12 protein-coding genes and 1 pseudogene are annotated in these 13,006 nt (G+C 72.5%); 2 read left to right on the top strand and 11 right to left on the bottom strand.

Annotated features, from left to right (window positions below):
- Positions 1-150 precede the first annotated feature (150 nt).
- Entirely contained in the window at positions 151-2,043 is a 1,893-nt protein-coding gene (locus tag OG917_RS11050) for an alkyl/aryl-sulfatase (protein ID WP_328317399.1), read from the bottom strand.
- A gap of 6 nt (positions 2,044-2,049) precedes the next feature.
- A complete protein-coding gene (locus OG917_RS11045) occupies positions 2,050-2,544 on the bottom strand; it encodes a hypothetical protein (RefSeq protein WP_328317398.1) in 495 nt (164 codons plus the stop codon).
- Positions 2,545-2,683: 139 nt separating this feature from the next.
- Here OG917_RS11045 and OG917_RS11040 point away from each other — a divergent pair, with 139 nt between their 5' ends.
- Entirely contained in the window at positions 2,684-3,310 is a 627-nt protein-coding gene (locus OG917_RS11040) for a TetR family transcriptional regulator (RefSeq protein ID WP_328317397.1), read from the top strand.
- Between the two features lie 75 nt (positions 3,311-3,385).
- On the opposite strand, the pseudogene OG917_RS11035 reads toward OG917_RS11040, so the two are convergent.
- Positions 3,386-3,529, bottom strand: a pseudogene (locus tag OG917_RS11035) (GNAT family N-acetyltransferase); the annotation flags it as partial.
- 192 nt (positions 3,530-3,721) lie between these two features.
- Between OG917_RS11035 and OG917_RS11030 the strand changes: the two are divergent.
- Positions 3,722-4,342, top strand: a complete 621-nt coding sequence (locus OG917_RS11030) for an MSMEG_1061 family FMN-dependent PPOX-type flavoprotein (RefSeq protein ID WP_328317396.1) — start codon at positions 3,722-3,724, stop codon at positions 4,340-4,342.
- Positions 4,343-4,423: 81 nt separating this feature from the next.
- Here the strand turns inward: OG917_RS11030 and OG917_RS11025 are convergent, their stop codons facing one another.
- From OG917_RS11025 to OG917_RS10990, 8 genes are all read right to left on the bottom strand, one after another.
- Complete coding sequence (locus OG917_RS11025; RefSeq protein WP_443058939.1) at positions 4,424-6,553, bottom strand: iron ABC transporter permease; 2,130 nt, start codon at positions 6,551-6,553, stop codon at positions 4,424-4,426.
- 2 nt (positions 6,554-6,555) lie between these two features.
- Entirely contained in the window at positions 6,556-7,530 is a 975-nt protein-coding gene (locus tag OG917_RS11020; RefSeq protein ID WP_328317395.1) for an iron-siderophore ABC transporter substrate-binding protein, read from the bottom strand.
- Between the two features lie 8 nt (positions 7,531-7,538).
- Positions 7,539-8,333, bottom strand: a complete 795-nt coding sequence (locus OG917_RS11015; protein ID WP_328321800.1) for an ABC transporter ATP-binding protein — start codon at positions 8,331-8,333, stop codon at positions 7,539-7,541.
- A gap of 247 nt (positions 8,334-8,580) precedes the next feature.
- The gene (locus OG917_RS11010; protein WP_328317394.1) at positions 8,581-9,894 is read right to left on the bottom strand and encodes an MFS transporter; all 1,314 of its coding nucleotides are present in this window, start codon (positions 9,892-9,894) and stop codon (positions 8,581-8,583) included.
- A gap of 155 nt (positions 9,895-10,049) precedes the next feature.
- Positions 10,050-10,631, bottom strand: a complete 582-nt coding sequence (locus OG917_RS11005; protein WP_328317393.1) for an ArsR/SmtB family transcription factor — start codon at positions 10,629-10,631, stop codon at positions 10,050-10,052.
- 92 nt (positions 10,632-10,723) lie between these two features.
- On the bottom strand, positions 10,724-11,317 hold the full coding sequence (locus OG917_RS11000; protein ID WP_328317391.1) for a TetR/AcrR family transcriptional regulator: 594 nt from the start codon (positions 11,315-11,317) through the stop codon (positions 10,724-10,726).
- 88 nt (positions 11,318-11,405) lie between these two features.
- Positions 11,406-12,425 carry an aldo/keto reductase gene (locus tag OG917_RS10995; protein WP_328317390.1) on the bottom strand — a complete coding sequence of 340 codons (1,020 nt, stop codon included), beginning with the start codon at positions 12,423-12,425 and terminating at the stop codon, positions 11,406-11,408.
- A 124-nt stretch (positions 12,426-12,549) separates the two neighbouring features.
- Positions 12,550-13,005: an Lrp/AsnC family transcriptional regulator gene (locus OG917_RS10990; RefSeq protein WP_328317389.1), complete on the bottom strand. Its 456-nt coding sequence runs from the start codon at positions 13,003-13,005 to the stop codon at positions 12,550-12,552.
- Position 13,006 lies beyond the last annotated feature (1 nt).

Raw genomic sequence — 13,006 nt, 5'->3', positions numbered from 1 at the left:
GGGCCCTCGGCATTGGCGGATGCCCCGCCGCTGGTCAGCCGGGACACCGGCCGATCAGGCCGGGCACCCGCGTGGTGGTCCGTACGTCGCCGGACGGCCGGGAGGCCGGGAGCAGCGCCGCATGATGGTCCTGTGGTCGCGCCGGGCCGGTCAGCGTGCTGACGGTCGGGCCGGGCTGCCGGGGGTGACCAGGGGGAAGTCCGGGTCCGGGGCGTCCAGCAGCGTGCCGAAGTTCGCGAGGGCCATGGCGTCCCCTTCGAGGGTCACGGCACCGGCGGCTGTCTCGTCGGCGAAGGTGGTCCGTCCGCCGAGCACGGTGTTCAGGGTGGTGCGCGCCAGCCGCAAGGTGGCGTGCGGCCGTTCGCCGCGCGGGGCGTCGCCCGGCAGGGCGGTCAGGGCGCCGTTCGACAGCAGCAGCGTCCAGGTCTCGCCCGTGTCGGTGAACTCCCAGCGCAGCAGCAGCCGTCCGGCCGCGGCGGCGCGAGGACCGTTGATCCGTACCGCCATGGACCGGAAGACCTGCCCCGCGCTCAGTGCGGCGAGGATGTCGGGGGCGCTGCGGGTGGGCGTCGGGATGATGCCGCCACGGAGTTCCGCCGCGCCCATCAGGTAGAAGTTGCGCCAGGGGCCCGATTCGGCGCCGTGGCCCAGACGTTCGAAGGTGTCCGCCTGCAGGGAGCGGGCCTCGGCGTTCCCCGGTTCCGCGAACAGCACATGGCTGACGACCTCGGCGACCCAGCGCAGGTCGCCCTCCGCGTAGGACTTCCTGGCCTTGGCGAGTACGGCATCGGCCCCGCCCATGAACTCCACGTACCGGCCCGCGGCCTCGACGGGCGGGTGGGTCCACAGGTGGGCGGGGTTGCCGTCGAACCACCCCATGTACCGCTGGTAGACGGCCTTGGCGTTGTGGCTGAGCGTGCCGTAGTAGCCGCGGGCGTGCCAGGCGCGGTCCAGCGCCTCCGGCAGACGGAGCTCCTCGGCGATCTCGGCCCCTGTGCGGCCGGCGTTGATGAGCCGTACGGACTGGTCGTGCAGGTAGGCGTACGTGTCCCGCTGCTCTTCCAGGAAGCGGACGGCCCGCTCCTGGCCCCAGGTCGGCCAGTGGTGGGAGGCGAAGACGGTGTCGGACTCACCGGCGAACAGCCGCAGGGTCTCGGTCAGATAGCCCGCCCAGGCGCTGGGGTCGCGGACGAGCGCGCCCCGCAGGGTGAGCACGTTGTGCAGGGTGTGGCAGGCGTTCTCGGCGACGCACAGCGTCCGCAGGTCGGGGAAGTGGAAGTTCATCTCCGAGGGGGCCTCGGTGCCCGGGGTGAGCTGGAAGACCATACGGACGCCGTCGACGGTCTCCTCCTGTCCGGTCCTGGTGATGTCGACGGTCGGCGCGATCAGCCCCACCGTGCCCAGGGACGTCGTCATGCCGAGGCCGCAGCCGACCTGCCCCCCGGGTCCCTTGGCGAGGGCGGCGCCGTACATGTAGCCGGCTCGGCGGCTCATCGCCGGACCGGTGAACACGTTCTCGCTCGCGGCGTGTTCCATGAATCCCACGGGCGCCAGCACCGGCACCGCGCCGGACGCCACGTCGGCCGCGTCCACCACACCGTGTACGCCGCCGAAGTGGTCGACGTGCGAGTGGGTGTAGAGCACGGCCGTCACCGGCCGCTCCCCCCGGTGTTCGCGGTAGAGCCCGAGTGCGGCGGATGCGACCTCCTGGCTGATGAGCGGGTCGATGACCACGACGCCCCGCTCGCCCTCGACGAAGGTGATGTTGGACAGGTCGAGCCCGCGCACCTGGTAGATACCGGGCACCACCTCGTACAGACCCTGTTTCGCCGTCAGCCTGCCCTGGCGCCACAGGGACGGATGGACCGTCGGCGGCGCTTCCCCGCCCTGCTCCAGGAAGGCGTAGGCGTCGTTGTCCCAGATCAGCCGTCCCTCCGCATCCCGGACGACACAAGGGTCCAGTCGTCCCAGGAAGCCGCGGTCGGCATCGGCGAAGTCCTGGTCGTCGTCCCAGGCGAGACGGTCGGTGCTGTACGTGGTCACAGGTGCTCACACTTCTTTCCGTACGGGGGGCGGGCCGGTCGGGGCGCCGGCCGGGGAGGCGCGGGGAGCCGCGCCCGACTGCCGCTGGTGGAAGGCCGGGCCGCCCAGGGCGACGGCCGACAGGAGGCCGATGGCGGTGATCGGGGCGGGCTCCTGCAGCCGGAGCCCGAGCAGCCAGTCGGAGCACAGCGCGGCCCCGACGAGAGCCACCTTCAGTGCCACCAGGCGCCGCAGCGGCACGTGGCGGGACGGCGTGCTGCCGGTCCGCCGCTCCCGCCTGCGGCGTACGAGATGGACGAGCGGCGGGACCACCAGGATGACCACGAGCACCCGCAGCGCGTGCTCCCAGGCCGGGAATCCGGCGCCGCGCCACCACATCCCCGCCATCACCAGCCCGGCGGCCAGATACCCGGCCCGGACCGCGCGGCCCGGCCGGGCGGGCGGGGGCGGGCCTGCCCGGCCGGTCCCGGGAGGCCCGCCGGCGGGCTCGGTGCTCGGCATGCGCGACTCCTCACGGGGGTGACCGGGACGCTCGCCACCGTAAAGTGTCAGTCCTGACTTTTTCTAGTGCTCGCGCCGTCTCGTGCGGCGGAACTGTCACACATGACAGTTCCTGTCCCGCATGCCACAATCGCTCACCGTGACGACGACTGAGCCCCAGGGGCCCGGGCTGCGCGAGCAGAAGAAGGCGGCTACCCGGCTGGCACTTCAGCGGGCCGCGCTGCGCATGTTCGAGGAGAACGGCTTCGCGGGGACGACCGTCCGGGACATCGCCGCCGCCGCGGGCGTCACCGAGCGCACCTTCTTCCGGTACTTCCCCTCCAAGGAAGACCTCGTCTTCGGCGAGATCGCCGACCTGCTGCCACCCCTGCGCGACGAGATCCTCGCCAGGCCCGCCGGGGAACCACCGCTGACCGTCGTGCTGAACGCACTGCTCGCGCTCGGCGGGAAACGCCCCGGGACCGGGCTGGTGCTCCTCTTCAGCGGGCCCCCCGCCCGCTTCGCACCCGGACCTTCCCGCCCGGCGCTCACGGTCCTGTTCGACTTCGAGAGCGGCGTCGCCACCGCTCTGGCGGAGCGTCTGGGCGAGCCCGCGGGCGGCGCTGACGGTTCCGCCCTCTCCCTGCGCTGCTCGGTCCTCGCGCGGGCCGCGGTCGGCGCCGTCCGCAGCGCGGTGGTCGCGCACAGCGACCTGGGCGACGACCAGCCCGTGCCCGGCGCGATCAACGCTCTGCTCCGCGAGGCGTTCGCGGTCCTCGATTCCTGAACCGGATGTGCGGGAGCGCGGCGGTGCCGGCGCGGGGCGACGGCTGGGGATTCCCCTGGTGTCAGGTGTCAGGTGTCAGGCGTCAGGGGCGGCCTGCGGCCGGGCTGCCGGACCGGGCCAGGCCGTCTCGTAGTACTTCACCCGCTCGTCCTGCCCGGCCGGCCGCATGCCCGCCGAGGTCATCACGCGGTGGGACGCCGTGTTCCCGTGGTCGGCGTCACGAGTTCGTCCATGTACGGGTGAATATCACGCAGGCGCGGTGGCCGGCGCGCGGATTTACGGGGGCTGGGGGCGCCCGGCGCACAGAGCTGCCGCGATCTGCCGCCCCGACCGGGGAGCGCCCGCGGAATGCAAGTAAGGTAACCCTAATAATGCCTGGTCAGTGTCCCGCTGGGGGCAGCCTCTCACGGTATGGAGTACCCCTTGTCGAACGTCGCGCCCCCGCTCGCCGTCCCTCCGGCTCCCGGCTCCGCCGCCCCCGGTCCGCTCGCCGGTGCGGTGCCCGTGGGGTCGGCCGGTGAGCTGCGCGGCATCCTCGGCGTGCCCCACCCCATCGTCATCGACAAGGTGCACGACCGGCTCACCGAGGACGATCTGGACCTGCTGGCGCGTTCTCCCCTCTGTGCCCTGTCCACCTCCGACGCAGGCGGCAACTGCGATGTCTCCCCGCGCGGTGACGCTCCCGGTTTCACCCGCGTACTCGACGACCGCACGCTCGCGCTGCCCGACCGTCCGGGCAACCGGCGGGGCGACAGCTTCCACAACGTCCTGTCCAACCCGCATGTGGGGCTGCTCTACCTGATACCCGGGGTGATGGACGTGCTGCGCGTCAACGGCCGTGCCCGCCTGTTCAGGGACGCCCCCTTCTTCGACGCGATGACGGTCAGGGGGCGGCGCCCGGAACTCGCGCTGGTCGTCGAGATCGAGGAGATCTTCCGCCACTGCCCGGCATCGCTGCGCCGCTCCGGCGTGTGGTCGCCCGAGACCTGGGAGCCGGGCACGGGACCGGCCGCGGGATCCGCCCCCGCCTGATGCCCGGCCCGCCGAGCCCGGCCGCCGGCCTGCGGGCCGGGCCGGGCCATGGCTCCCGCCCGGCCCGGCCGCTTTCTCCGGCTAACCGTCTGCCCTTGCCCGCCAGAGCAGCCACCCGAAGTACGGGGCGCCGATGACCGCGGTGACGACCCCCACGGGGATCTGGGCGGGCGCGATGACGGTCCGGCCGATCATGTCCGCGGCCACCACCAGCAGCGCGCCCATCAGCGCCGCCACCGGGAGTACCCGCGTGTGGCGCCGGCCGACCAGGGCGCGGGCCGCGTGCGGTGCCACGAGTCCGACGAAGCCGATCACACCGACCGCGGCGACCGCGGCCGCGGTGAGCACGACGGAGACACAGAGCAGGGCCAGTCGCGTGGGGGCGAGGCGGATCCCCAGCAGTCTCGGGGTGTCGCCGTCCAGGCCGATGACGTCGAGCTCGCGTCGCATCACGGCGAGGACGGGCAGGCATACGACGAGCGCGGCGAGCACCGGGAGGACCTCCGGGACCGTACGCCCGTACGTCGAGCCGGAGAGCCACACCAGGGCCTTCGTGCCGTTGTGCGGATCGGTCAGCACGATCAGCAGACTGACCAGCGCCGCCGCCCCGGCGGAGACGCCGACACCGATCAGCACCAGCCGGTTCTGCTCCAGCCCGTGCCGTGCCGCGAGTCCGAAGACCAGCGCGGTGGCCGCAGCGGCCCCGGCGAGCGCGGATCCGCCGATCAGCCAGAAGCTCGCCAGCGGGACGGCCGTCACGGTGATGACGGCGCCGACCCCGGCCCCGCCGACCACTCCGAGGATGCCCGGCTCGGCGAGGGGGTTGCGCGAAACCGCCTGCACCACCGTGCCCGCCGTCGCGAGCGCGGCCCCGGCGAGCAGCGCGGCGGCGATGCGCGGCGTTCGGGTGTCGAGGACGTAGGTGACGAGCCGGCCGGACCGGCCGGTGAGCCAGTTGCCCACGTCGCCGATGAGCAGGGTGGTGTCACCGAGGAGGGCCGACGCGACGACCGCCACGGCGAGGGCGGCGGTCACCGCCGAGAGTGTGACGGCGAAAGCCCGCCGGCTGCGCAGCCGGGCGAAGGCCGCGTCGGGGCCGCTGGAGCCGCTCTCCCTGGACCGGTGGGCCAGGAGGACGAGGACCACCGCACCGGAGAAGCTGGTCACGATGCCGGTCGGTACGGTCGCGCCCGCCTGGCCGCCGAAGAGGGCACGCAGCAGGACATCGGCGCCGAGCACCACCAGGACGCCGGCCAGTGCCGACGCGGGGATGAACACCCGGTGGCGCAGCAGCGCCGGCAGGCGGGCACCGATCAGCCGCACGGTCGCGGGCGCGCACAGTCCGACGAAGCCGATGGGCCCGGCGACGGTGACGGAGACCGCGGAGAGGACCACGGCGAGCACCACGGCGACGGCCCGCGTGAGGCGGGGATCGACACCGATCACCTGGGCCTCGTCGTCACCGAGCCCGAGGATGTCGAGCCGCCTGCCCAGGGCGACGAGACCGGCCAGCGCCACGAGGGCGACGGGGGTGAGCGGTGCGATCGTCTGCATCCCGATCTGCGCGAGGGAGCCGTTGCCCCAGGCGTAGAGCCCGGTGGTCTGCTGGGCGCGCAGCAGGAGAAGCATCTGGCTCAGCCCGCTGAGCCCGAGCGTGAGGGCCGAGCCTGCCAGGACGAGCCGGGTGGAGCCCGCCCCGGCGCGGGCGAGGCCCAGCACGATGCCCGCCGCGAGCAGTCCGCCGACGAGCGCCGTGGCACCGGCCGGGAAGGCGGGCAGGGCGATGCCGAACGCGGCGACGGCGACGACCGCCAGGTAGGCGCCGGCGTTCACGGCGAGTGTGTCGGGCGAGGCCAGCACGTTGCGCGACACCGACTGCAGGACGGCTCCGGCCGCGCCCAGCGTGCAGCCGACGACGAGACCGGCGGCGAGCCGCGGCAGCCGCGAGGCCACGAGGACGGCGTCCGCCTGGCCCGGCCCGTCGTCGCCTGTCCACAGGGTGGTGAAGGCGCGCCAGAGCGCGTGCGGTCCGACGGCCGCCGTGCCCTGCCCGATGTGCACGACCGCGAGGGCGAGCAGCGCGAGGAGTGTCCCGAGCGCGAGAAGGGCGAGAGCGCCGCGGTGCGCGGGCCGGCCGGCCGCGGCGGGGAGTGGTTCCTCCGCCACGGCGGCCGACGGAGTGCGCGCGGCCTCTGTCGTGGGGGTGCTCACGGTCACGTGGTCAGCGCGTGCACAACGGCGTCGATGTACTGCGTCATCGACGCCGTACCACCGAACATCCAGATGCCGTCAGGGAGCCGGTGGACGTTGCCCTTCTTGACGAAGGGCAGCGACTTCCAGACCGCGTTGTCCTTGAGCCCGTCGGCGAACGGGTCCGCACCGTCAACGGTGTTGGTGATGTAGAGGAACCGGGCGTCGCCGATCTTCGTGAGGCCCTCCACATCCGTCGCCGCCAGGCCGTACCCCTTGTCGCCCTTCATGGTCCAGGGGCTGGCCAGGCCGAGTTCGGTGTTGATGTCGGCGAGCAGTGAGCCCTTCACGTAGGGGCGCACCGAGACCTGGCTCCCCTCCTTCCACCCGTCGGCGAAGGCGGCCTTCTCACCTCCTAGGCCGGCGGCGGAGAGCTCCTTCCGGCCGGCGGCGATCTTCCGGCGGAAGGCGGCGATCTCGGTCCTGGCCCTGTCCTCGGTCCCGGTGGCCCTGGCGATGAGGCTGACGTTGTCGGTCATCCGGTCGATCTGCCGGCCGGCGTCCGCGGACCGCACCACGAGGAGAGGGGCCACCTTGGAGAGCTGCTTCACGGCCGAGGCCGACAGGTCGTCCGTCGCGACGATGAGGTCCGGTTCGAGTGCGGCGACCGTGTCCACGCTGGGCTCGCCGCGGGTGCCTATGTCCTTGACGCCGCTGGGCAGCGGCGCAGCGGTGTCGTACGCCTGGTAGCCCTTGACGTCGGCGGCGCCGACCGGGGCGACCCCCAGGCTGACGAGCGATTCGATGACGTTCCACTCGGTGCCGACGACGCGCCTGGCGGGTCCGTCGAGTGTCACCTTCTTGCCGCGTGAGTCCGTGAGCGTCAGCTTCGCGGCCGATGCGGACTCCTTCGCCGGAGCCTCGGACGTGCCGCAGCCGACGAGGGTGAGCGCGGCGGTCACCGCGATCAGGGGCCATGCCCAGTGCTTGGTCGTCATGAGGTGTTTCAGGGCCTTTCGAGCCGGAGGTGGTGTCTTCCCACCGCGCGGGTGCGGGGGGTGCCCGTGGAAGGGTCGGATTCGACCTCGATACGGATGCCGTAGGTGTCGGTGAGCAGTTGGGAGTCGTACACCTGGGCCGGTGTCCCGGCGGCCGCGACGCGGCCCGACGAGAGCAGGACGACCTGGTCCGCCACGGCGGCGGCCTGGTCCAGATCGTGCAGGACGACACCGATGGTCACGCCGTGCGTGTCGGCGAGCTCCCGGACGAGGTCCAGGATCTCCACCTGGTAGCGGAGGTCGAGGTAGGTCGTCGGTTCGTCGAGGAGCAGCACCTCGGTGTCCTGTGCCAGACAGCAGGCGAACCAGACGCGTTGGAGCTGCCCGCCGGAGAGGCTCTCGACGCCGCGGTCGGCGAGTCCGGCGACGTCGGTGACGGCCAGGGCGTGTTCGACGAGCCGCGCGCCGTCCGGATCGGCCCCTCCGAGCCGGCTGCGGTACGGGTGCCGGCCGAAGCCGACCACCTCGCGGACGCTGAGGCCGGCCGGGGTGGCGCGGCTCTGTGCGAGCAGGGTGACGCGCCGGGCGAACTCGGTACGGGAGAGGGCGAGGGCGTCGGTGGAATCCGCACCGTCCCCGCCCACGCCCACCTGGCCCGCGCGGGCCCGGTGGAGGCGGGCGACTGCTCTCAACAGGGTCGACTTTCCGCTGCCGTTCGGGCCGATGAGCGCGGTGACCCACCCTCGCGGCAGTCGGAGGTCCGCCTCGTGTACGACATCGACGCCGTCGTAGGCGACCGTGATGCCGGTGGCGGCGAGGCCGGACGGGACGCCGGAGTGTCCGGCGTCCCCGGTGGACGGTCCGTTGCTGTCTGCCGGGGTACGGCGGGGCCTGGGGGTGTCTTCTCGGCCGGGTGCAGTCGCGATCACCCAACAGAGGTTAGCCTAACCTAAGTAATGGTCGGCATTCGGCCCCGTCTCCGATGCGGCGGCCGGAAATCGACCCCGAAGAACCGGATTTGGCCGCACCCCGGCGCGCGGTCGCCTGGACTCACCGGGCGGGCTCGGTCTCCGGCCGGGCGGCCGGGCCGGCGGCCGGGGGCGCGGTCGGCAGGTCGCGGGCGCGGCGGATCGGCGAGAAGAAGAGGAGCGACGCGGCGACCGGCAGCGCGGCGATGGTGATCCACAGCGCGGTGCGCGTTCCCAGCGCCTCGCCCAGCGCGCCGCCGAGGACCGCCCCCAGCGGAATGGTGCCGTAGTTGAGGAACGCGGCCGACGCGGAGATCCGGCCGAGCATGTCCTTGGGGCAGTACTGCTGACGGAAGGTCGAGGCGAGGATGTTCCCCGCGATCACGCCGAAGGACACCGACGTGTAGCCGATCACGAAGAGCACCAGGCCGAACCCGGCTGTGGTCAGCGGGATCAGGAGGGCGAGCGAGGGCACCGCAAGCTCGAACAGGATCAGGGCGCGGGCGCTGCCGATCCGGGCGGCGACGCGGCGGGCGGCGAAGGAGCCGATGATGCCGCCGATTCCGCCCCCGGTCATCAGCGCGCCGATGGTCCCGGACGAGAGATGGACCTCGCGCACCAGGAAGACCACCAGGATCGACTGATACGCCATCAGCGCCAGGTTGGTTGCGCCGCCCGCGATGGCCATGGCGCGCAGATACGCGTCACCGAAGGTCAGCCGCAGGCCCGTACGGATCTCCCGGCCCAGCGCTCCGCGCGCTCGCACGGTCGCAGGGCCGCGCGGTTCACGGTGCTTGATGCGCAGGACGCAGAGGAACGACACCGCGAACGTCGCCGCGTTCACGAACAGCCCGTTCGCCGCGCCGACCCCCTGCACCAGGAAGCCGCCCGAACCGTTTCCGGCGAGCTGCGCAGCCGACTCGCTGCCGTGCAGCTTGGAGTTGCCCTCCGCCTGGTCCGCGGGTGCGACGAGGTGGGGGAGCAGTGCGGTGTACGCGGTCTGGAAGAAGACGGTGGCCGTCCCTGCCAGTACCGCCGTGGCCAGCAGGTAGCCGATCGAGAGCAGGTGCAGCCAGGCGGCGACGGGTATTCCGGCGAAGAGCAGCAGGGCGGCGGCGTCGGCGGTGAGCATGACGGGGCGGCGCGGCAGCCGGTCCACCCACGCGCCCGCCGGCAGCCCGATGAGCAGCCAGGGCAGCCAGCTCGCGGCGGTGAGCAGGCCCACTTGGAGGGTGGAGGCGTGCAGCAGTGTCACCGCGACCAGGGGCAGGGCGACCGAGGTGACGGACGCGCCGTACTTCCCGGTGGTCGAGCCCGTCCAGAGGAGGCGGAAGTCGCGGTTGCGCAGCAGGAGGCTGCGTGAGGTGGAGCGCGCTGGCGTACCCGGAGTCGGCATGAGTATGAAGGTATCTTGCAGAGGACTCTCTGCAAAGGGGTTTGCAGAGAGTCCTCTGCAATATTCGGGCTCTGCGGAAATGCCAGGTCCGTGGAGCAGGCCAGGTCTTCGGAGAAGCCAGGGGCCGGCTCCGGCCGGAGGGGACGGGCCGGGTGTCAGCTCCGGCCCTCGTGGCGGGCGAAGGACTGGAGCTGGACGCTGACCGGAAGCGATCCCGGCACCGTCGGTTCGTCCGCCGCCGGGTAGTACTTGTCGACCACGGCCATCAGCTCGTCGTTCAGCTCCCGCAGCCGGGCCGGGGTCAGCCGCAGATCGTCCCAGTTGGCGATGGTGCCCGCGCTCTCCCACTCGGCGGGCCACTGCTGCGCGGCGTAGGCGGACGCCCGCTGGAAGTACAGCTGGATGAGCTCCTGGACATAGGCGTCCACGGCGACGCGCGCCGAGGGATCCTCCTGGCTCAACTGTGCGGTGTGCAGCACCTGCCGGTCCTCCACCGCCCGCCACCAGCGTTCCCGCTTGGTGCCCCGCTCCACGTCCTCCTCGATGAAGCGGTGCTCGGCGAGCTGTCGCAGATGCCAGCTCACCGTGCCGGTGCTCTCGCCGAACTCCTGGGCCAGCGTGGTGGAGGTCGCGGGCCCGTCGCGGCGCAGTGACTCCATGATGCGCATCCGCAGCGGGTGCGCGAGGGCGCGCAGACTTCGGGCGTCGATCGTCCGTACGGGCTTGTGGCTGGCCATACCGGCAGCGTAACCGGGCCCGGCCGGCTCCCGCCCGGCCCTGCCCCCGCGGTCGGCGGCCTCCCTCGTGAAGGCTGCCGGCCACGCCCGGATCAGCGCGCCCGGAGCCCGCTCAGCAGCAGATTCCGGACGGCGGTGAATTCGGCCTCGATGCCCGGGAGGACCCACTCCGCCGCGTACACGGGGTCGTGGAAGCGGACCGTGGCGTCGAAGACCGCGCGGGCCGCCGCCGTGAAGTCCGCTTCGGCGGCGGCGAACTCGCCCTGCGCGCTGCCGTCCTCGATGATCCGGGCGAGCTGTCCGACCAGGGTCCCGATGTGGCGGCCGACGACTCCGCTGTGCTCCTCGGTCAGCACCCCGAACGTCGCGAACAGCTCGGGGTCGCCGCCCGCCTTGTGGCGCTTCGCGGCGAAGAGCCGCTCCAGCCAGCTCTCCAGCCGGGCCGTCGCGGAGCCCGTCCGGTCGTCCGCGTATGCGGCGAGCATGTCCTCGGACCGGTGCAGCCAGCGCTCCGTGACGGCCTCGCGCAGCGCTGCCTTGGTACGGAAGTGGCGGTAGACGCTGCCGTGGCTGACCCCGAGCGCTCGCGCCACGTCCACAACGGTGGCCTTGGCCGGGCCGTACCGGCGCAGGACATCCTCGGTCGCCTCAAGGATGCGCTCGGGTGTCAGGGCTTCGGGTGTCATCGCGTCTGCGCTGCCTTTCGGTGCCGCGCTGCCTTTCGGAGGACGCGCTGCGAGCGGGGGGTGGAGCGTCCCCGACGGTACCGGGGGGTCAGCGCTCGCTGTCCAGGTGGGCCATCTGGGCGGTCGGGTAGCGGTCGCCCGCGGCGGAACCGGCGGGGACCGCGTCCTCGATGGCGGCGATGTCCGCCGCGTCGAGGGTGACGTCCAGGGAGCCGAGCGCCTCGGCCAGGCGGTCGCGGGTCCTGGCGCCGATCAGCGGGACGATGTCGTCACCGCGTGCCGAGACCCAGGCGATGGCGGTCTGGGCGACGGAGGCCCCCTTCTGGTCGGCGACCTTCCGCAGCGCCTCGACCAGATCGAGGTTGTGCTGGAGGTTCTCGCCCTGGAAGCGCGGGCTCATGCTCCGGAAGTCGCCGGGGCCCAGCTCGCGGTCCCGGGTGAAGTGGCCGCTGATCAGGCCGCGGGAGAGCACTCCGTACGCGGTGATGCCGATGCCCAGTTCGCGCGTGGTCGGCAGGATCTCCGCCTCGATGCCGCGCGAGATCAGCGAGTACTCGATCTGGAGGTCCGCGATCGGAGCGGTGGCGGCCGCCCTGCGGATGGTGCCGGCGCCCACCTCGGAGAGGCCCGCGTACCGGACATGGCCCGCTTCGATCAGCTCCGCGATGGCGCCGACGGTCTCCTCGATCGGCACATCGGGATCGACGCGGGCGATCCGGTAGATGTCGATGTGGTCGGTGCCGAGCCGCTGGAGCGAGTACGCGGCGAAGTTCTTGACGGCGTTCGGGCGGCCGTCGTAGCCGGTGAAGCCTCCTTCGACGGTCCGCAGCGCGCCGAACTTGACGCTGGTGAGGGCCTGTTCGCGGCGGGCGGCGGGGGCGGTGCGCAGGGCTTCGCCGATCAGCAGCTCGTTGTGGCCCATGCCGTAGAAGTCGCCGGTGTCGAGCAGTGTGACCCCGGCGTCCAGGGCGGCGTGGATGGTCGCGATCGACTCGGCGCGGTCGGCGGTGCCGTACAGCGCGGACATGCCCATGCAGCCGAGGCCGAGTACGGAGGTCAGCGGACCTGCGGTGCCCAGGGTGCGGGCGGGGACGGGAGTGGTGGCCATGCGGGCTCCTTCGCCGGAACGGAAGCTGACAGGGGTCGGTGCAGACGACTATGGCATGTCGACTGACAGATTTCAATATCTGTCATCCCGTTCGCGCTCGAAGGGGCCGCAGTGGCCGGCGGCGTTACGCGGGCGAGCCCGAGGTGAACCGGCGTACGAGCGGCGACAGTACGAGCACCGACTTGGTGCGCTCGACGAACGGCTCGCCGGCGATGCGCTCCAGCACCCGTTCGAAGTGGCGTACGTCCTCGGCGTAGATCTGGATCACCGCGTCCGCCTCGCCGGTGACGGTCGAGGCGGACGCCACCTCCGGATAGCGGGACATGCCGCGGCGGATGTCCTCGGGGGAGGTGTTGTGGCGGCAGTGGATCTCGACGAACGCCTCGGTCTCCCAGCCCAGCGCCGCGGGGTCCACCCGCACGGTGAAGCCGGTGATGGCACCGGAGGCCAGCAGCCGGTCGACTCTGCGTTTGACGGCGGGCGCCGACAGGCCGACCCGGGCGCCGATGTCGGCGTAGGAGCGGCGGGCGTCCTCGGCGAGGGCGTGGACGATGCGTTCGTCGAGATCGTTCAGTCGCACG

Source organism: Streptomyces sp. NBC_00388, from assembly GCF_036061255.1.
Classification (GTDB): Bacteria; Actinomycetota; Actinomycetes; order Streptomycetales; family Streptomycetaceae; genus Streptomyces.
The sequence above is the reverse complement of the archived record's forward strand: the minus strand, read 5'-3'. Positions and strand labels throughout refer to the sequence as shown.